Here is an 18,651-nt window from a genome sequence, read left to right on the forward strand (position 1 = left end):
CTTTTTGAATATTATCTATTTAGTGTGGCTTGGGCCTTCGTTGTGGCGAAAAATGCCTTCGCGCCCCCTTTAAGGTTCTGCTGTATAGCTTTCATGCAAAATGAATTTAACATATCTACACACCCGACATCCAAATTCAAATCCAAAACGACGGAAATCTCAATTTTGTCCATAAACAGCTTATTTTTGAAGTCGTTGCCGTCAGTCGTGAAAGTCGTATATTTCGCAGAATGCTGAAAACTAAGGACTTCTAAGTCTCGACTCGACATAGTCCTATTACGCACTCCACATGTGTTGTTTGGGACATGGGGACATGCATCACTCCTCTCCGCTACTGTTAGCTTTTTTGGAGTTTGCCTTCCATCTTTGCATTGTATAGCGCTCTTTAAGCCCGTTTTGAATACAAATGTTAATTGATACGGCTCTACGCTTCCGTCTTCCTGCTTTTCTCCCATTATAACCTTTTCAACGACACTTTCGAATACATTTCGATCAAATTCAGAAAGGACGGTATTGGTTTGAAGCACGTTACGAAAGTGTTGCACTCTTTTTTCAACATCAACTTCTTCTTGAGCCGAAGCCTCCAGTTGTTCTCTCGCTTCGATTAGTTCCGTTAACGTGGACTCCAGTTCATCATACTTACGTTCATACGTGGCGCGGTCAATTTTCTCATCCAGATGAAGATCAATCAGATTGGAACGTTTTTGTTCAAGAGCCTGGATTTCGTGCTTCACTTTAACTAATTGCTTGTGATACTGCTGCTCTCCAAGCACGGACTCCATCCTCAACAATAATTCATCTAACACATCCTTATGATTGCCACATACGCGATTGTACGTTTCGACAAAGGCTCCCTCAATTATGTTTTCCTCAATTCCCTTGCTATGCGGACAATATTTCTTTCCTTTTTTCGAGAAAGTGACGCATTGCCAAATGACTTTTGCGTAAGTTGTTCGGCTATTCCAACTTCTTCGGGAATAGTTTTTTCCGCAGAATCCACATTCCAGCTTGCAACTGAATGTAAATTTCCGACTGAACTTTTCACGCTTACTGCCTTTTTCAAGTTTCCCGCGTGGCTTTCCTCGTCTGTACAAAATATCTTGGGCTTTCTCAAAAATCTCCTCACTTATAATGGGCTCGTGATGATTCTTAATGTAATATTGATCTTCCTCACCGTGGTTATCCAACCTCCTCTTGGATATCGGATCAAGCGTAAAGGTTTTGCCTTGAAGAAGGTCGCCTTTGTATTTCTCATTTTTAATGATACCCAGCACTGTAGTATCGCCCCATTCCGAGTTCCCACGCTTTGTTTTATGAGGAAGCTTCGTTAACTCTTGAGCTATGACAGAGGCTCCCACACCAGCAATATAACGCTCAAAAATGTATCGTACAACTTCCGCTTCATCCTCATTCACTGAGATTTGCTTGGTTGTGAGATCGTAGTCATATCCAAGGCAGCTCTGGAAACCGACAAGCTCGCCGCGTTGCATTTTCATTTTCAAGCCCATTTTAACAATTGATGAAATATTCTCAACCTCTTGCTGTGCTACTGAACTGAGTATTGTAAGCAATAACTCGCCGTCCATCGTCAAAGTATTGATGTTCTCTTTTTCAAAAAATACAGCTACATTTCTTTCCTTGAGCTTGCGGACATACTTTAAGGTGTCCACTGTATTTCGGGCAAACCTGGAAATAGACTTGGTAATGACCATATCAATTTTTCCATTAAGACAATCGGTTATTAATCTTTGAAAATCATCACGCTTTTTCACCTGAGTGCCCGTAATGGCTTCATCTGCATAAATATCAACCAGTGTCCAATCGCTGCGCTGACTAATCATTTCTTTATAATAGGAAACTTGAGATTTGTAGCTGTTGAGTTGTTCCTCAGTGTCTGTGCTTACCCGTGCATACGGGGCTACTCTCAGAATTTCTTGTTGTCCACCGGTACGGTCTGACAGCTTTCGATTGGCTTTTATAACCTCAACTGAAAATGACATTGCTGCTTCCTCCCCTGAGTTGGTCTCTACGCTATAAGCGTATTAAAATCAGGTGAATTCGACAAAGGTGCGAATCTGAATTTCAAAATTTCATTTATAAAGAACGGATGCGCTGGTTTATCCAGATGTAAGGTCTGAATAGATGCCATAATCACACATGGTTCGTTTTTTGATCAATTCAAACTCTTGTTCACTTATCAAGGATAGTGTCAGTAATTGCCTGAGCATTGCAATTTGCATACTGTACCTCAACAAATCCGTTTTCAAGCGATCATCCCCTCAAACCGAATTTAGGTAGCAATATGGCCAGTAGAATCAAGGCCTTCTACTAACCTTTTCATTTTGAGGCTCAAATCGGGTACCTAAATATCAAGTTCATGTTTGTTAAACGAAAACCCTACAGCACTTCGGTAATATGACCGAAGTACTGTAGGGCTGTAATATGCGTAATATGCTTCTTATAGGTCACTCCACAAAAGGAAAATACGGTCTCCCATACAACACTTGAAAATCGGCATCGAATATGTTCCGATAAACGACTTGTAACCGGCTGGATGACGCATCAATGACCTTGCCGTTACCGGCATAGATACCGACATGCGTAATGTCAATAAACCGCCCATTTTGTTCGTAACTCCAGAAAATCAAATCGCCGGCCAACAGCTCGTCCCGGGTAAGGGAAAGTCCGTTATCCACGATAAACCGGCCCTGCTCCGCGGCCGTGCGGGGCAATGTTACGTCTAATTGCCGGTATACCCACTGTACGAGGTAACTGCAATCCGTATAATTGTCCTGGCCTGCTTTTAACTGGCTGTATGGATCGCCTAACCGAGTCAAAGCCAGCTCGACAGCCTGGCTCCCGAACACACCGGCTGGCAAATCGGTCATAATCGCTTCAAACTGTTCCGAGGTCAATCCAGTATCTGCGTTCTTTCCAAGAATAGCAAACATCATGGGACGAAATTCTGCCGACAGTAGTTCATTAACTAAATCGACCTGCTCGGTAGAAAAATCATAATGAGAGGCTTGCTGATCTGCTGTTCGGGCAGTAATCGACAATTGCAAGACGCGTTCGTATTCCGTCACCACATGTTCCTCAATGCTCCCATCTTCCTTCTCAATGAAGACGAGCTCTGTATGCTCCAGCGTTTCGACATGCGAATCGATCTGATTCATATCCCAAAAGACTGTTTGCAGCATCTCCACTCTCTGACGATCCATAGTTACCACATCGAATCCGGCTTTATCCGTTGACGTTTTAACGGCGAAAACGGCCAATACGTCCGGCCAATTATCGATGCGGGTGTTATCTGCGCTTTCAACGTAATGGATTTCTACTCGATCCACATCTCCGGCCGCTTGTTTCACACTCTCTATTTGAATGGCAAACTGAGCATCGATATCTTCAACAAGGAAGGCTATCTTATTCGTACCGCTCTCTGAATTTTCATCGGCAACAAATATACCAAATGGTGATGAAAGTACCGCGGCGATCACCATGACGATACACAACAAGATAATTACGACGCTGCTTCCTCCAAGTAAAACCGACAATCCCTTTAAAAGTAGTGTAGTAGCTTTGACGAGCATTTTGATCAGCCGAAGATTCATTCGAGCCTCAGCTCGCGACCATTGTATCGAACGCCGGGCCTGCATTACGGATTGCATCATTTGTTTCCGCGGGGCGAAGTGCTTATCTTCCTTATGAGGAGTATTGCCCTCGCCTGATGCGGATGAACGAATCGATTTTATGGCTGGAGACAAGATTTTTAAGGTGCGCCTTTTGCGAATATCTCCTTTCAACTTCATTCTCCCCGAAAAAGAAGAAGGAACGGAAGAACTATTCATCCGCCGCTGCGCAGGTGCTTTCGTCTTTTCATCATGACCGAATCTGGTTCTCGAATCTGTGTGAGCAGGCGACTTCTTTTTCCCGGCAGGTTGAAAACTCATGATTTTGGGATCGGCCCTTAAGGGGCGCGCTACCGCCTTATCTGGGGAAACACGTCGCTTCCGTCTGGACATACGAGGTTCAAATTGCTTGGCTGGCTTACGCAGCAATTTGACGCGAATGATCGGCCGCGAATCCGGGACAACATGTTTATCAGTTTGATGAAATCGGTAACGTTGAAGCCATCGCTTGCTCATTTTCACTAATAGTATCTTCTTGACACGAACTACTGTGCTGGCTGTTCTTTGCATGCGCGCATGGATACGGTCCCGTGTTTGCTCTGTAGAAGATCGAGAGCTGTCATGCTCCTTGTATCTAGCGGTCCGTTTTCTATCAAGCATTCCGCGCTTGAGCACACGGACGCGCCTGCTTATCCGTTTAACCGATTTGAGCAGTATCCTGCTTTTAATCTTTTTCAAGGCAAGCCCCCCTAACCTGTAATATTTATCGGGTTCGCTCGCTTTTCGGCTTGAAGTCTGCCGTTTGGTTCCTGCAATAATCCGGATAGCGAAGGCGTATAGCTTCAAAGAAGTAAAGAGCAAAGCCACAATCGAAAAGTTCGTGCGGAGTTGAATAGCGTTCCTCTCCGGTCTGGCTCCAACCATTCCAAAGATTAAACGCTAATCGGCATGTTCGGATAGAGCTTCCGGTTTGCCAAGAAGCGGATAAGCTTTCCGGTTTAATGCCGCCATTTAAAAAATCGAATACATCGTGAATATGGACGCGGGTATCTTTCGATATTCCTAACGTATAGAATAATGAACGGTGATAACTATCCGAGCATTGACGTTCTGCCAACATTCGATAGTAGAAGGATTCATGTTCGGAGTCACGAAACAGGGTAGGCATCATACATTTTCTCCTCTCAAAATGATTTGTGACAGCAAAAGAGCCAATGAAAACAAGGCTTCTTTACTAACCCTTTCATTTTGGAGTTCAAATCGGGTACTTTATAAGATTAAAATTATTATAAGGACACTAATCATGACACAAAATCGTCATGCGGCATCTGGAGGAGGGTATGTGGGAGCTGTCATAACGGATTTACTAAATTTGATTACATATGTATGGAACCGGACTGTTTTCAAACTTTGAGAGACCCAGTGGCAGAAGGCAAATCTTGCTTGGATCGAATAATTTGAGCGAGGGAAAGAAATTTTATACGATCAATGGAATCAACCCATCGTGCTTATGATCACTGATGGGTTGACTTTAGTTATTGAGCTATTCACTTTCAACATGTTAATGATACCCATGGTATTCAAAAAAATCCTGAACAATAGCATTAAACTTTAAAGGTTGGCACAAATGGATTGGATCAAGAGTATCATTGATTAGGCTTAACGATATCCCCTGCTTGAAGTTGTAGCACCAAGTGAAGTAGAAGCCACCCTCAATTATGCACAAGGAAGGCGCATGCACTTAGCGTTATATTACAGAAAAATCCTTCGCGTTGCTTCGTCGCACTAGAAAGCATTCCTATAATCGATCCCCTTCGCAAGTGATCAGGCGAAACCGACTGCCTCATGCCCAGCGAATGTTTCTACTTTCCACTCCGCTTTCATGCTTCCTCTACCAGATCACAAACTTAAATGCCACTTCGGTTCAGGCTTATAAACGTTTTTTAGATTGTTGTATCTAGCTCCAGTTTCAACTCATTTTGAGAAAATTGTTCCCCCATAAAAACAGCTACATCATGCACCTTCCCTTGCGGCTGAATGCGAAATAACTCCAATTGTCGGTATGCAAATTGAAACAACATGCGTTCCCCAGTTTCTGCTGAGGTAAAAATACCTTTTGCCCGATAAACCTTGTCCGGCAATTGGCTTACGAACTGTTCGAAACGTTCACTGTCAATCGGTTGATTAAAATAATGCGTATAGACCATGACATGATCGTAGGAATGCGAGTGATTCCCATCATGATCATAGTCATGGTGGTGATCATGCTCATGGTCATGGTGGTGATGTTCGCATGTATGCTGTACATTTTCTTCATTATGATGCTGACCTTCTTGAACAGGAACAAACTCATGCGCTTGTAGAACTCCTTCTATCCAAGATTGATCGAACTCACAATAGACCGTGGAATAAATAGCAGCTACCGGATTGACCAGATGAATGATTTGTTTCATTTCATCTAACTCCGTTGTGCTTATCAGGTCGGACTTATTAACTAAGAGCATGGATGCGCATCGGATTTGATCCCGTATCAAATGATACGTTCTCCCGGATCCCTTACGGTGCCATTGCGAAATGGCTTCAGGAAATCGTTTTTCTATCCGCATTGGAAGAGGTTTTGAGTTCAAGCGAGTTGGCGCACCGTAAAGAAGGGGAAGGTCCTTACCCGGAGCAGTTCGAGCTATTGAATCAGATTTTTGGAATGAGTCCCAAAGAATTTGAAGCGCGGCTAGAGTCGTTTGATCAGCACATCCAAAAGAAGGGCAAGTTAGGTAAATGAATCGAAACACAGCCTTAACAACCGGTCCGATCGGAAAAACGTTGTTCTTTTTTGCAATGCCATTTCTAATTGGAAATGCACTTCAGTCGCTTAACGGGCTTGTGAATTCGATATGGGTCGGGCAGCTTTTAGGGGAGCAGGCACTGGCGGCTACATCGGGTGCAAACACGCTTCTGTTCTTCTTGATTATGAATTGTTCCTCCGTGAGGACTTCCCCGAACTTCAAATTCATCATTTCTTGATAATTTCTCATGTTATTTCATCTCCTTTGATTTCATAATTCCTCGGAAAAACAAGTTTGCAGTATGTCGAATGTATGCTTCTACCGGCATCCTTCTAACCTCAACCATTTCCTTATACAAATGTGGCTCAAACAAGTTAATGAAAGCAGAAGACATAAACTCGACCGGTAATTCGAGATCGAATAACCCTTCACTTTTTCCTTCGTTCAAAATCTCATGTATGCCGCTAAAGATTCGGGGGAGAATTTCATTGATCTCCGTTTCGTACGATTTGAAGAGCGTGGTCATGTCGGAACTGCTCTTCAGCAAAAATTGAAAAAAGACCCCAGTCAATTCACGTTGCAGGAGATATTCGAGCTTTTCTTTTGGACCATTCGCAAGAGCTTTCGCTTCTTCGACGGAACCGAGAAACGACTGCATTCTGGGCTTCACCAACGCATAAACAAGATCCTCTTTCTTTGGGAAGTGTAAGTATAATGTGCCTTTAGCAACACCAACCCCAGCAGCAATCTCATCCATACTGACATCGTGGTAGCCTTTTTCCAGCAACACCTTTTCAGCGTAATCTAGAATAAGTCGTTCTCGCTCCTCACGCTGTTTTTCCTTCAAAGAAATTCTTGGCGTCATATTTCGTAGTATCTCCCTTCTTAGAATTTAAATTCACTTTATGACTTTACAGTCATTATAAAACAATGTGTTAACAGATTCAATCGGTTTTCGTTATCCCACTATATAATCCATTTTTATATTGATCATTTATTCGGAAGGATTCCTCTAAAAAAATCCGCAGCCCCCAAAAAGCAAGGGAATCATCTTATAATAGCTCAGAAAGATGGGTGTGAAACCAGAAAAGAAGGGAACCTGCGCGAACGCAATCGTTACGCAACTGCCCGAACCATCCGTCCCCGATTCCCGCCAACCGATCACGCCCAAGTTGCTCGCGATTTCCCTCGACTGCATTGGCAGAAAACAGCAGAAAAGCCGAGAAATCGCGAGAAATCGCCCCTATATGCGGCTACATCGCTCCAGATCGTTCGATTTGACTAAATATCCGTGTTGTCCATATAAAAGGAAAGGGTATGATGACAGCAAGGTTACCAAGACACTCAAGGAGGAGAATGGAATGAGACGGTTGGAAGGCAAGATCGCGTTGGTTACGGGGGCGGCTTCCGGTATGGGACGCACCGCAGCGTTGGCCATGTTGGGGGAAGGCGCAAAGGTTATCGCCCTTGATGTCAATGAATCGGGCTTATCGAGTATGGCTGCACCGTTCTCGGATGAGATAACCGCCATCCGTTGCGATGTCAGCAAGCAAAATGAAGTTGCCGATGCCGTCCGTGCCGGCATTCGGCGATACGGCGGCCTTCATATCTTGTGCAATTGCGCCGGCATAGCAACGGGAGCTCCCCTGCTGCAGACGACGAATGCAAATTGGCGCCGAACCATCGCTGTGAATTTGACCGGCGTCTACTACGTTTGCCGGGCAGCCATTCCTTACATTCGAGAATCCGGCGGCGGCTCGATCATCAACTGGGGATCGATCGCCTCCGTCGTGGCAGAAGCCGACATGGCGGCGTATTGTGCCAGCAAAGCCGGCGTACTCGCATTGACGAAAGTAATTGCCGTAGAGCACGCCACGGACGGCATACGCGCCAATTGCATTTGTCCCGGGATGATCGATACGCCGATGGCCGAAACGTATTATGAAGCCTATGGCGGGAAAGAGGCGTTTGTAGAAGAAATTGCGGAGTGGCAGCCGCTCGGATTGGGGACGCCGGAGCAAGTCGCGAATATCGCCGTGTTCCTCGCATCGGACGACTCCGCCATCATGACCGGGGCAGCGATAATGGCCGATGGCGGATTCACGGCGATGTAAGACGATCCTTTCGCGAGGGGCCCGTTGTTATCTAATGAATTTAAGGCTGCGACGCTTCAAGTTTTGATCTAAGTCAGCCATGATCTAGTCCATCTAACTGGCCTGCTAATGCGGCGCGCTAGCCAGCCAAGTCTAGTTGCGCCCATGTTTGCAAGTAATTGCCTATCCCGCGGCAGTTTCCTCCACACACAGATCGTAACGATCCTCATGATGGTCCTGCCACTATTCGTGCATTCTCAAAGTTCATAAAATTATTACTCGAAAAGACACAGTTGTCATGAAGTTTCAATACACAAATCGCCTTAATACTCGTTCTAATGGTCCGTTCAGATGATTTATTTCTAATATGGTAGCCAATAGAACAGAAATTCCCCAAATACCCACAGCAATCAAAGCAGCGATACCGTTACTTACATGTCCTCCTAAATCAAGCGCTGCCGGTGATAAAAATAAAACGAGCATCGCTTCATTCCAAACAAAAAATGTTAATGAACGCTTCCCTAAAGCAACTAACGAGAATACAAAGTGCCCTGGCTTCACTAACTTTGCACCCATGATCCCGAAGATCGCCGCATAAGCCACCCCTCCTGCGATTCCGGTTACGATATGCAATCCGTTCAGTAAACCGGCGGTAAATAACTCGGGATGCCATACGGCGCCGATTAAGGCCAAAGGCAGCGCTCCCAGTAAGGAAACCGTTAATCCTATTCCGGTTATGAGCTTAAGGATGTTTATCTGCTGTTCCAGCTTGGTCAATAGTTGATGCCTGGCCATCCACATCCCGAGCAGGACGGAAGGCAAAATCGGGAACATAACATGAATCGAGATTGGAATAACAGGAAACGTAATGAATCTAATCATGGATGTACCAAGCAAGGTGTCATTCGCTGCAACCTCCGACGGAAAACCGTACCCTCCGATGTTTTGCATATTGAAACCCCACAATATCGGAATGAACAGGATATAGAACAACGTGATCAACATCAAGATGCGAATGAGAGGTTTGATCTCTCGCGTTAACAGCGGGCTGACAAGAAGTCCGGCGATCCCATAGGCCATCAGAATATCTTGACCGCCAATGAGGACCGCTAGCACGATGCCAAATCCAATCAAATACCAGGAGCGTCGTCGTGTCGTCTTTAAGGCAACTTGCTCGCTTTTCCCTTTCGAAATTTGACTCTTAAAAGCTAAAACTAGTCCGTACCCAAACAGAACGGCAAACATCGCTCTGGCCCGGTTATCGATCACAAGCACGCCCAAGACATTCACGGCTTGATCAAAAAAGGTGACGCCTGCCACCCGATGCATGATCCCTGGTTCGCTGGCGTACAAATATAATGGGGCATGCGCAAGCGCAATGAGGAGCAGCATCGCGCCTCTGGCCAGATCTAATGAAACGGCACGCTTTGCACTGCCTGCTGTGCTATTGTTTAATGGATCGGACATACTGCTCTTCACCCTGGTCTTTGACAAAGATCCCTAACTCGTTCAAATCCTTGCGCAGATGCTTCGCTTTTTTCTTATCTCCGTCCCGAAGCGCGTTTCGTCTTTCATACAATATTGCATTCGCACTCGAGTTGAACCGCTCATCTTCCAATTTCCACAGTTTATACTCGGGTTCATACGGATCATGATCCACCCATGGGAAATCATGGAACAAGAAGGTGTCTTTCAGTTTGCTTGGAGGTATGTCTGAAAGTTCACACAACCATTCTCGATCTGCTTGGTCGATGACCACCACTTGACGCTGGTCTGCATAAACGGCTTTTACATTAGCCCTGGCGATTTGCTTTACCTGGTCATCCTTACTTACATGGATGTCTTCTGAACTAATTCTCATTTTTAAAGCTTCACTATAGATTGTTAAAGAAAAAAGAATGCCTGCAATGAGGCCAATGCACATACAAATAATTGAAACCCAAACAGGATTAAAGGAATCTAAGAGCTCTATAACTCGTGCTTCCGCAAGAAAAGGCAGTTTCTTAAGCAACTCTAGCAACCGGGGGATAAACCATCCGATGGCTCCCATCAGGATAGGGCCAATTCCAACAAGCAGTTTCTCTACAAATCCCAATCCAATCACGCTGGTGTTCTTCATGATTTGCACTCCCCTCCTCGCTGAATCGTGTGAAACGCTCCATCAGACAATGAGCCTCTTCACCATTTTAATAAGTTCATCCGCGTATTGCTCCGTAGGGATAGGCGAATTGACCCTCAGCATCCTTTCTTCGATTGCTCCCGCAATAATGGAAGCTACAATTTCGGGTTGAAAGCTTTGAGTAAACTCATCCTTTTGTTGGCCTTCCTTGAGAATATCCAATAACATTGTTTTAAGTTCATCTTCTTCATTCTCCTCCCCCATTCTGTAATAGGCCACATCATCTTCATTTCGGGCATTAAAGACAATCTCAATCAAGGCAATATTATCGTTGGAATGGGTTTCTTGATACGCCAGATGCGCCTCAATATAAGCTTCCAGTTGGCCCGTCGGAGTATGAGCTAGCACAACCTTCCCGCTAATAAAGTCAAGCTGCTTAGCAACTAAAAAATGCAACGTATGATTAATTAGATCAAGCTTGTCATGAAAATGATAAGAAATCAGCCCTGTGCTAATCCCGGCCTTTCTTGCCACCTTCGTTAAACTCAAGTTGTTGTATCCAACCTCTTCCAGTGTATCAATACATGCACGAATAATTTGTTCTCTTCTGGCTTCTGCAATCAAAGAATCTGCCATATTCACTCTGCTCCTCTTAGATACTTTTTAATTGTTCGATCAAAATATTAATTGGTTGTATAATCAAATTTTAGCTGAAGACAATCGGTTTGTCAAATGAGATCTTACGTCCAGGACTTTGCCGTCCCTTAAGATTATGAAATTTGAATTTGAAAAACGGGCAGCAACCACGGGAAATGCTCCTGTAATAGCTGCCCATTCCTTCTAGGCATATATCGCTTCTTGACAAGAGGGCCTGATCATATCTGTCTATCTTCTTCAGGCAACTCGATGCGTTTTCTTGTGGTTTTGCAGATGACAATCCTTTGAAAAATATTATTCCGTCACCTTCAGCTGATCTGACACCAAATTTCTTCATGCTAGGCTCCAGTGACGGAGGCAAAGCCGGATGCTTGATCGTCTCCAGAGGCTCCAGAAATAGAAGCTCCCTTTCCAAGCCAAGAGCCAAATCAGAAAAGCATTAAAAAGGATTGTAGTGAAGTCATCTTCAGTAAGCAGCTTCCTCACATAATCATGTAATGTTACCCAACCGAAGCATCCGAATACGAGAAGTAGGATAATTTGTCCGTTGAGCACAAAGGAGCCGATCTGTATCGTGTACAAAGCACTCCCCCTTTCATGTCACTCTGGCAATAGAAAATACCACTTACCTGCTTCTCACCAAGAGTTCTACTGCTTCTTGCACCACTTTGCTAGTATTCCCCCCCGACGCTTGTTCTTCCAGAATACATTGCTCCAGATTCACAGCCACAACAAGAGCCATCGTTTTATCTATAGCACTGCGCACGGCTGCAAGTTGGCTAACCACATCCTTACAGTTCTTCTCTTCTTCCATCATCTTGAGTATGCCTCGAATTTGTCCTTCTGCACGAAGCAATCTTCTTTTCATACTCTCATCACATTTCATTTCTGCAACCCCCTTATACGTGTGTAGGTATATATTATAACCCAAAAATCATCATTGATGACCCTAATCTCTATCAGCAATTATAAAACATAGGCAAATATCTTCGGATTTACCCCTGCTTTTGTTCCAAGAATTCTTGCGGCTATATTAATCGATCTTCGATTTCGGCCGAGCAAAACAATTTTATCGCCTGGTTGGATGTGATTCGCCCAAACAAATGGCAATCGGCCTAGGAAAATATGAATGGAGTCTTCCAAATGATTCTTATAATAATCAGGTGATTCGCGAATGTCTACCCATTTGAACTGATTAGAACCTTTTATTAAACTTAATTCTGCATAATCTATATAATGAAGGCCTTTCACTGGCCATTGATTTCGAAGTTCATAGATCACCGGGATAATCATCAGTAATAATAACCACTTCATAACACGACCTCCTTTAAAAATCGGGTGGCCTGCGCCACCCGATCCGTTTGTGTCATTATCCTTTCTTCACAAAGAACGTAAATATACCATTCTCTTCTTTCACATCAACCAACTCATGATTGGTCTGCTTAACCCAGGCTTGGAGGTCGTTCATGGAGCCCTTATCGGTAGTTTGCAGCTCCATAAGTTGACCTGTCTGAATCGAGTCGATTCCTTTCTTGGCCTTCACAATCGGCATCGGGCACACTAACCCCTTTGCATCGATAACGATATCTGCCACCCGTTCTCCCTCCTCATTAAAAATTCAATGTGACTTGCGCATCGAAGGCATAATCGAGAAAAGCTGCCGCTCCTCCAACTTCAATGCCATCGATGAAATCTTCTTTGGCGAATCCCATGGCATCAACTGTCATCTGACAGGCGATCATCCGCACGCCGGATTCCTTCGCAATCTCAAGCAATTGTGCTATTGTCGGAACATTCGCTTTTTTAAACCCTTCCGTTAAACCCGCATTTTCCGGCTTAAGTCTGAGCATTTGTTCCGAATTCCGGTGAATGATCGATAAGCCTTCAAAGGTAAAGAAAATCCCTACTTCTGCGTCTAGAGCTGCTGCGGCCGTTGCGATATTCAGCACCTTATACGCTGTTTCCAAGCCTGCGGAAGATGCGATAATTGCTACTCTTTTGTTTGTCATGTTATTGTCCTCCTTAAGGGTAAATAAATTTTATTCGTCACTTTCTGTGGCTCCTTGCCACCCAGACATACCGGGAACGACATTCTTTACTTTTGAAAACCCGCGCTCCACAAGCAATTGACAAGCTATATCACTTCGGGAACCCGATCTGCAAATGACATAATATTCTTGATCCTGCTGCAGTTGCCCCAGCTTCTCTTCAAGTTCACCCATCGGTATGGAAAGCGCTCCGGGAATCCGCGCAAAACTGTATTCCGCAGGTTCCCGCACGTCCAGCACACAGACCGTCTCGCCGGAAGCAAGCCTGTCAGCTAATTCTTCGTTACTTATAACATAAGGATACTTCGTTTCGGTTTTTGTCTCATGCTCCGAGGCTTTCCTCAAAAAGTGACGGAATACACCATTCGCTTCCTTCAACCCAATATACTGGTGACCCGTGCGGCTCGCCCAGCTTTGCAGGTCTGAAATGGAGCCTTTATCCGTGGCGCGAACCTCCAACACTTCACCCGCTTGGATTTCCTCCATGGTTTTCTTGGTTTTTACGACCGGCATTGGACATGCCAATCCTTCACAATCCAAGACACGATTCGTTTGAATCACAGCTGTCATTCTTCATTCCTCCCAACCTTAGTCATATGATACATCCCCGTCCCACTCCAGCATGCCTCCGGGCATATTAGCCACTTTATAACCTAGCCCCTCCAGGAGCTCACAAGCCAACGAGCTGCGACCGCCACTGCGACAAACAATAATATATTCTTGCTTCAGATCCAGTTCTATGTGCCTTTGATGGATGGACCCCAGCGGAATATGCCTCGCGCCGGGAATATGACCGGAAGTCCACTCATCCGGTTCTCGCACATCCACAACCTGAAGTTTTTCCCCTTGTTCCAAACGATGTTTCACTTCATCAGGAAGAATATCCTTCGAATATTTGCCCGCCACAATTATTCATCCTCTCTACATTAATATCTCAAACCAAATTTTAACGACAGTTGCTGAAATTAATCCGGCTAGGACCCATTGTAGTACTTTCATATTCATCGTTTTCCCTACTTTTGCCCCCAGTGGCGATGCAATTATGCTCGCCACGACCATGACGATAGACGGAATCCAAAGCAGTTGCCCGCCCATGATCTTGCCGGCCGCCGTCCCGGTCGAGGAAATGAAGGTGATGACCAAGGAAGAAGCAATCGCTACCCTTGTCGGAATCTTGAGCAACACGAGCATAATCGGTACCGTTATAAATGCGCCGGCTGCACCAACAATACCTGACATCATTCCAACGAATCCCGCAGCGCCGAATGCCAGTCTCTTATTAAATTGCAGATTCGACAGGTTACCGGCATCATCGCCCTTCTTCGGCATAAACATCATCGCCGCGGCGACCAGCGCCAACACGGCATAGGTCAAATTAATCGCGCTATCGGGGAGAAATTTTGAGCCATAACCTCCGAGAAAACTTCCGATGATAATAGGGATACCCATGTACAAAACGAGCTGCTTATTGATGAAACTCCCTTTCCGGTAAGCGAAGATACCGGCTAGCGTCGCGAAAAACACCTGGACCGCGCTCACCGCCGAAACTTCCTGCGCCGTAAAAGCAATGAAGCTAAACGCAGGCGGAATGTACAAGAGCATCGGATAATTGATGATGGATCCTCCGATTCCGACCATTCCGGAGATAAAGGACCCCGCAAAGCCTATTACAAATAAAGTGAGTATCCATGCCAAATCGAGTTCCATTGAAATCCTTCTTCCTGTATTTCATAATAAATGCAACCACTTCTTATTTGTCATGAACTGCGCAACGATTCGGCCCCAACTCCATCTCACGTTGTTCTTCTTCATTCGGGGTCAATTGGCCCATGTTTGTTTGTCGAATCTCCTGATAAGCATTCGGTTGGGGTGGAAGATGCTCTGTGACCGTAACTCGGAACTCTTTATCGTCTTGAATGTTTAGCCCTGGATTTGAACGGTACAAATCACCCAATCTTGCGGACACCTTCCCGCCTTCACCAAGCTCTGTCACTTGACCGAAATGCGCGGGGAGAACAATCAAATCCTCAGACAGGTTCTTGTAGGTTTGATAAAGCGTTGTTCGCAAATCATCGACCCAATCCTCCGCTTTCCCCGCAAGATCGGGACGACCGATCGAAGCTATGAATAAGATGTCTCCGGTAAGTAAATATTGATCATCGACAATCAATGATGTGCTGCCAATGGTGTGTCCCGGCGAATGGAGAGCTTTCATTTTTATTAGTGTGTTGCCAATCGTAATCGCGTCTCCGTTATCCAGCGGTTCGTATTCGAAGGTAACTTCTGCCCCATCTCTCGGCGGCAGCCAGTACTTCGCATTCGTTTTCTCGGCTAGCCATCTCCCACCGGAAATATGGTCTGCGTGAAGGTGCGTGTCAAGCGTATGCTTAATCTGCACGCCGCGCTGTTCAGCAAACTGCTCAAATACATCTATCATCCGTACGGCATCAATTACGGCAGCTTCCTTGCCGGAGATCACCATGTAAGACAAACAGCCCTTTCCGATTCGAACGAATTGGTACAGCTCTCCGCCATCTTTCAAACTCCCCACCTTCACCGGCTCCAAATATTCACTCCACGCCTTCATACCGCCTTCCAAGTAATACACGTTTGTTCTGCCTGCTTCAACAAGCTGCTCGGCAACGAACTTAGACGATCCCTCTTTCGCACAAACAACCAAGATATCTTTGCCATTCGGTATTTTATCGAAGGCAGAATCCACCCCATCCAGCAAATCAAAGTAAGGAATGTTCATAATGTCAATCTTTCCGCCTTCAATTCTCCAGTTGTCGTACTCCGACGTATTGCGTACATCGAGTATGAACAGTTCCTCGTTCTTAAGCAGCTTCTTTGTCAGTTGTCCCGAAGTCATAGGCTTTATTGTGGCTGTAACCATTTAATACCGGCCTCCTCAATCATGTTTGGTTTTATATTGTTGTTATGGAGTTTATAATCATCTCCAATACCTAGTGGGGTATTTAAATGAGTGAAAATTAATACCCATAGGGGTATATGTATATACTAATTCATCTCCGCGTCGCTGTCAACCATTACAGTGACATGGATCATATTATAATATTCCTGGTTGAAAAATCCCCTCGGCAAGCCTTATACTTTTACTGTTTTTCTGAAGCAATAACAGTTTATATTTTTCTGCTCTTTTTAAACAAAGAAGAGCCTGTCCAAAAACTAAAAGGCTGAAAGACTGGCAAAGGGACGGCTAGTCGCTAAGGAAGCTGGGTAACGTTATGAATATTCGTTAAAATTTTCACCGATTCCAGCCCGATCATTTAACGTTACCCAGATTCTTTAAGCAGAGCTTACCTACTGCACAGTTACCTCCGCATGTGCTTTTAAGTACGTAACAGCTAGCTCGCCCTTCACTCTGAACATACCTGGCTTAGCATATTGAGCAATCCCATGCCCCCTATAAGACGATTGACAAACATCGTTAAAAGGGGTATTATCAAAGAGCAATGTTAGTTACCACTAACTAAAAAGAAGGGGGGGGATATACGTGAGCATAAAATCAGAAAACACTGCCGATAAAATACTTTCCTCTACCGTGGATTTAATGTCTGAGAAGGGGTACAAGGCGGTAACGATTAAGGAAATCGCTTCCGCAGCATCCGTCAGTGAAATGACCGTATTTCGGACATTTGGCTCTAAGAAAGCCATATTAGATGCCATTATTAATAGTTACTTATTCTCTGCACCGATCGAGCAGATCATCCAAAAGAACATCACATATGAGCTAGAAACTGATTTGTTAATGATCAGCAAGTTGTATCATGATGTGCTAAAGAGAAACAAAAAAATATATTTAATTTCCATCATGGAACGGAAAACAATGCCTGAGATCCACTTAAGCGTGCACAATAATGCTGTAAAATTTCTGAAAATCGTTACTGAATATCTCCATACCATGCAGCAAAAGGGCAAGGTAGCTAAGGGCAACCCAGAAGCCCAGGCCTTAACAATCATGAGATATAATTATGGGAAGTTTGTTGCCAGCACCCTGTTGGAAGGAACTGCGTCAGCGATATTGGATGATGATTTAGAAGAGGCAATAGCTATAATAGGCAGGGGATTAAAAACATAATTTTTTTAAGTAATATGTTAGTTAATGATAACTAACTAATCGGGAGGTTTGTGGTTTGGAACGCCTATGGACAAAATCGTTTATTGGATTGATCTTGACTTTGTTTTTCTTATGCTTTGGATTTTATTTACTCCTCCCTACCTTACCCCTTTATATTAAAGAATCAGGTATTGAGGAATCACAACTCGGATTAATTATCGGTAGTTTTACGTTATCCGCAGTTGTTGCTCGTCCGATTATTGGAGGGTTATTGGATCGTTACGGCAGACGCTTCTTTATCATCGCCGGACTGATTGTCTTTGCTATATCTATGTTTCTATATAATTGGGCAAGCGGAATTCTATTCTTGTTTCTTTTGCGAATACTCCATGGCTTCGGATGGGCGATGTCGACCACAGCCATCGGGACTTCGATTACCGATGTGATTCCTGATCATCGTCGAGGCGAGGGAATGGGATGGTATGGCTTGTCGATGACTGTATCCATGGCCATAGGGCCCATTATCGGCGTATGGATGGTCCAAAGCTACTCTTTTAACCAATTAATTCATGTTGCTTTTTGTTTATCGATTTCTGCGATTCTTATCGCTTTGCTGACTAAGGTTCCAGTGTTACGGTCGGACAACAAAGGAAAAATCGCATATTTTGACAAATCCATCTTCCCCATTTCTATAGCTATTTTTTTCTTGGCTCTGACCTATGGGGGCATTACTACATTCATGCCACTGTTCGCCGAGTCGATTCATGTTAACGCAGGTACTTTCTTTTTGGTCTATGCCATTGCGCTGACCGTCACCCGTCCTATAGCAGGAAAGCTTGCGGATCGTTATAACGAAGGTTCAATTATTATCCCATCTTTACTCGTTACAATCGCAGCTCTACTCCTCTTAAGTTTATCGAACGGATTACTCGGCGTTATTGTATCAGCAATTCTGTATGGAATTGGGTTTGGATCAGCGCAGCCCACACTTCAAGCAGCCATTCTCAACCTAGTTTCTCCTACGAAAAAAGGAGTGGCCAATGCTTCCTTTTTCACGGCTATGGATTTAGGGATTGGGTTGGGATCCATCCTGCTCGGACTAGTTTCTCAGTTCTTGGGTTACCCCTTTCTATTTACGGTATGTGCTGTTTCCGGATTCCTGTCATTGTTAATTTTCATTGTTTTTGTTAGACGGACATTATTACGTAGAAAGGAGGCGGATAACCACTAGGAGATTCATT

The 18,651-nt window shown here is 44.5% G+C and carries 21 protein-coding genes; 5 read left to right on the forward strand and 16 right to left on the reverse strand.

Annotation, left to right across the window (positions count from 1 at the left end; translation table 11 throughout):
* Positions 1–11 precede the first annotated feature (11 nt).
* The 4 genes from ACFO3S_RS18490 to ACFO3S_RS18505 all read right to left on the reverse strand — a co-directional run bounded on the left by ACFO3S_RS18490 (position 12) and on the right by ACFO3S_RS18505 (position 6,082).
* Positions 12–2,000 (reverse strand): recombinase family protein, encoded by a 1,989-nt coding sequence (locus ACFO3S_RS18490; RefSeq protein ID WP_378099145.1) that lies wholly within the window; start codon positions 1,998–2,000, stop codon positions 12–14.
* 465 nt (positions 2,001–2,465) lie between these two features.
* Entirely contained in the window at positions 2,466–4,367 is a 1,902-nt protein-coding gene (locus ACFO3S_RS18495) for a C40 family peptidase (protein WP_378099146.1), read from the reverse strand.
* 25 nt (positions 4,368–4,392) lie between these two features.
* Positions 4,393–4,800, reverse strand: a complete 408-nt coding sequence (locus tag ACFO3S_RS18500) for a DUF6075 family protein (RefSeq protein ID WP_378099147.1) — start codon at positions 4,798–4,800, stop codon at positions 4,393–4,395.
* 772 nt (positions 4,801–5,572) lie between these two features.
* Positions 5,573–6,082, reverse strand: coding sequence for a GTP-binding protein (locus ACFO3S_RS18505; RefSeq protein WP_378099372.1), 510 nt, complete (start codon positions 6,080–6,082; stop codon positions 5,573–5,575).
* A gap of 53 nt (positions 6,083–6,135) precedes the next feature.
* On the opposite strand from ACFO3S_RS18505, the gene ACFO3S_RS18510 reads away from it, so the two are divergent.
* Positions 6,136–6,408 carry a hypothetical protein gene (locus ACFO3S_RS18510; RefSeq protein ID WP_378099148.1) on the forward strand — a complete coding sequence of 91 codons (273 nt, stop codon included), beginning with the start codon at positions 6,136–6,138 and terminating at the stop codon, positions 6,406–6,408.
* Positions 6,409–6,464: 56 nt separating this feature from the next.
* Entirely contained in the window at positions 6,465–6,650 is a 186-nt protein-coding gene (locus ACFO3S_RS18515; RefSeq protein WP_378099374.1) for an MATE family efflux transporter, read from the forward strand.
* Between the two features lie 12 nt (positions 6,651–6,662).
* Here the strand turns inward: ACFO3S_RS18515 and ACFO3S_RS18520 are convergent, their stop codons facing one another.
* Complete coding sequence (locus ACFO3S_RS18520; RefSeq protein ID WP_378099149.1) at positions 6,663–7,277, reverse strand: TetR/AcrR family transcriptional regulator; 615 nt, start codon at positions 7,275–7,277, stop codon at positions 6,663–6,665.
* Positions 7,278–7,773: 496 nt separating this feature from the next.
* Here ACFO3S_RS18520 and ACFO3S_RS18525 point away from each other — a divergent pair, with 496 nt between their 5' ends.
* On the forward strand, positions 7,774–8,526 hold the full coding sequence (locus ACFO3S_RS18525) for an SDR family NAD(P)-dependent oxidoreductase (protein ID WP_378099151.1): 753 nt from the start codon (positions 7,774–7,776) through the stop codon (positions 8,524–8,526).
* A 285-nt stretch (positions 8,527–8,811) separates the two neighbouring features.
* On the opposite strand, the gene ACFO3S_RS18530 is transcribed toward ACFO3S_RS18525, so the two are convergent.
* From ACFO3S_RS18530 to ACFO3S_RS18580, 11 genes are all read right to left on the reverse strand, one after another.
* Positions 8,812–9,972 carry a DUF418 domain-containing protein gene (locus ACFO3S_RS18530; protein WP_378099153.1) on the reverse strand — a complete coding sequence of 387 codons (1,161 nt, stop codon included), beginning with the start codon at positions 9,970–9,972 and terminating at the stop codon, positions 8,812–8,814.
* Positions 9,950–10,624 (reverse strand): YqeB family protein, encoded by a 675-nt coding sequence (locus tag ACFO3S_RS18535; protein WP_378099154.1) that lies wholly within the window; start codon positions 10,622–10,624, stop codon positions 9,950–9,952. Before ACFO3S_RS18535 ends, ACFO3S_RS18530 begins: the two co-directional genes overlap by 23 nt.
* A gap of 42 nt (positions 10,625–10,666) precedes the next feature.
* Positions 10,667–11,260, reverse strand: a complete 594-nt coding sequence (locus ACFO3S_RS18540; RefSeq protein WP_378099156.1) for a TetR/AcrR family transcriptional regulator — start codon at positions 11,258–11,260, stop codon at positions 10,667–10,669.
* Positions 11,261–11,906: 646 nt separating this feature from the next.
* Positions 11,907–12,167 carry a metal-sensitive transcriptional regulator gene (locus ACFO3S_RS18545; protein ID WP_378099158.1) on the reverse strand — a complete coding sequence of 87 codons (261 nt, stop codon included), beginning with the start codon at positions 12,165–12,167 and terminating at the stop codon, positions 11,907–11,909.
* 80 nt (positions 12,168–12,247) lie between these two features.
* Positions 12,248–12,595: a rhodanese-like domain-containing protein gene (locus ACFO3S_RS18550; protein WP_378099160.1), complete on the reverse strand. Its 348-nt coding sequence runs from the start codon at positions 12,593–12,595 to the stop codon at positions 12,248–12,250.
* A 55-nt stretch (positions 12,596–12,650) separates the two neighbouring features.
* Positions 12,651–12,875, reverse strand: a complete 225-nt coding sequence (locus ACFO3S_RS18555) for a sulfurtransferase TusA family protein (protein ID WP_378099162.1) — start codon at positions 12,873–12,875, stop codon at positions 12,651–12,653.
* Positions 12,876–12,891: 16 nt separating this feature from the next.
* Positions 12,892–13,290 carry a DsrE/DsrF/DrsH-like family protein gene (locus ACFO3S_RS18560; RefSeq protein WP_378099164.1) on the reverse strand — a complete coding sequence of 133 codons (399 nt, stop codon included), beginning with the start codon at positions 13,288–13,290 and terminating at the stop codon, positions 12,892–12,894.
* 30 nt (positions 13,291–13,320) lie between these two features.
* On the reverse strand, positions 13,321–13,899 hold the full coding sequence (locus ACFO3S_RS18565; protein WP_378099166.1) for a sulfurtransferase TusA family protein: 579 nt from the start codon (positions 13,897–13,899) through the stop codon (positions 13,321–13,323).
* Between the two features lie 18 nt (positions 13,900–13,917).
* Entirely contained in the window at positions 13,918–14,235 is a 318-nt protein-coding gene (locus ACFO3S_RS18570; RefSeq protein WP_378099168.1) for a rhodanese-like domain-containing protein, read from the reverse strand.
* 15 nt (positions 14,236–14,250) lie between these two features.
* A complete protein-coding gene (locus ACFO3S_RS18575) occupies positions 14,251–15,036 on the reverse strand; it encodes a sulfite exporter TauE/SafE family protein (protein WP_378099170.1) in 786 nt (261 codons plus the stop codon).
* Positions 15,037–15,079: 43 nt separating this feature from the next.
* A complete protein-coding gene (locus ACFO3S_RS18580; RefSeq protein ID WP_378099172.1) occupies positions 15,080–16,225 on the reverse strand; it encodes an MBL fold metallo-hydrolase in 1,146 nt (381 codons plus the stop codon).
* Positions 16,226–16,846: 621 nt separating this feature from the next.
* Here ACFO3S_RS18580 and ACFO3S_RS18585 point away from each other — a divergent pair.
* Positions 16,847–17,431, forward strand: a complete 585-nt coding sequence (locus tag ACFO3S_RS18585) for a TetR/AcrR family transcriptional regulator (protein WP_378099174.1) — start codon at positions 16,847–16,849, stop codon at positions 17,429–17,431.
* Positions 17,432–17,486: 55 nt separating this feature from the next.
* Positions 17,487–18,641 carry an MFS transporter gene (locus tag ACFO3S_RS18590; protein WP_378099176.1) on the forward strand — a complete coding sequence of 385 codons (1,155 nt, stop codon included), beginning with the start codon at positions 17,487–17,489 and terminating at the stop codon, positions 18,639–18,641.
* The last annotated feature ends 10 nt before the right edge of the window (positions 18,642–18,651 follow it).

Origin of the sequence: Cohnella hongkongensis (assembly GCF_042654645.1) — a bacterium.
Classification (GTDB): Bacteria; Bacillota; Bacilli; order Paenibacillales; family Paenibacillaceae; genus Cohnella; species Cohnella hongkongensis.

Excerpts from the sequence above, each read along its gene's own strand:
- ACFO3S_RS18490 (WP_378099145.1), bottom strand. The coding sequence starts at position 2,000 with ATGTCATTTTCAGTTGAGGTTATAAAAGCCAATCGAAAGCTGTCAGAC.
- ACFO3S_RS18500 (WP_378099147.1), bottom strand. The coding sequence starts at position 4,800 with ATGATGCCTACCCTGTTTCGTGACTCCGAACATGAATCCTTCTACTAT.
- ACFO3S_RS18505 (WP_378099372.1), bottom strand. The coding sequence starts at position 6,082 with ATGAAACAAATCATTCATCTGGTCAATCCGGTAGCTGCTATTTATTCC.
- ACFO3S_RS18510 (WP_378099148.1), top strand. The coding sequence starts at position 6,136 with ATGCGCATCGGATTTGATCCCGTATCAAATGATACGTTCTCCCGGATC.
- ACFO3S_RS18515 (WP_378099374.1), top strand. The coding sequence starts at position 6,465 with ATGCCATTTCTAATTGGAAATGCACTTCAGTCGCTTAACGGGCTTGTG.
- ACFO3S_RS18520 (WP_378099149.1), bottom strand. The coding sequence starts at position 7,277 with ATGACGCCAAGAATTTCTTTGAAGGAAAAACAGCGTGAGGAGCGAGAA.
- ACFO3S_RS18525 (WP_378099151.1), top strand. The coding sequence starts at position 7,774 with ATGAGACGGTTGGAAGGCAAGATCGCGTTGGTTACGGGGGCGGCTTCC.
- ACFO3S_RS18530 (WP_378099153.1), bottom strand. The coding sequence starts at position 9,972 with ATGTCCGATCCATTAAACAATAGCACAGCAGGCAGTGCAAAGCGTGCC.
- ACFO3S_RS18535 (WP_378099154.1), bottom strand. The coding sequence starts at position 10,624 with ATGAAGAACACCAGCGTGATTGGATTGGGATTTGTAGAGAAACTGCTT.
- ACFO3S_RS18540 (WP_378099156.1), bottom strand. The coding sequence starts at position 11,260 with ATGGCAGATTCTTTGATTGCAGAAGCCAGAAGAGAACAAATTATTCGT.
- ACFO3S_RS18545 (WP_378099158.1), bottom strand. The coding sequence starts at position 12,167 with ATGAAATGTGATGAGAGTATGAAAAGAAGATTGCTTCGTGCAGAAGGA.
- ACFO3S_RS18550 (WP_378099160.1), bottom strand. The coding sequence starts at position 12,595 with ATGAAGTGGTTATTATTACTGATGATTATCCCGGTGATCTATGAACTT.
- ACFO3S_RS18560 (WP_378099164.1), bottom strand. The coding sequence starts at position 13,290 with ATGACAAACAAAAGAGTAGCAATTATCGCATCTTCCGCAGGCTTGGAA.
- ACFO3S_RS18565 (WP_378099166.1), bottom strand. The coding sequence starts at position 13,899 with ATGACAGCTGTGATTCAAACGAATCGTGTCTTGGATTGTGAAGGATTG.
- ACFO3S_RS18575 (WP_378099170.1), bottom strand. The coding sequence starts at position 15,036 with ATGGAACTCGATTTGGCATGGATACTCACTTTATTTGTAATAGGCTTT.
- ACFO3S_RS18580 (WP_378099172.1), bottom strand. The coding sequence starts at position 16,225 with ATGGTTACAGCCACAATAAAGCCTATGACTTCGGGACAACTGACAAAG.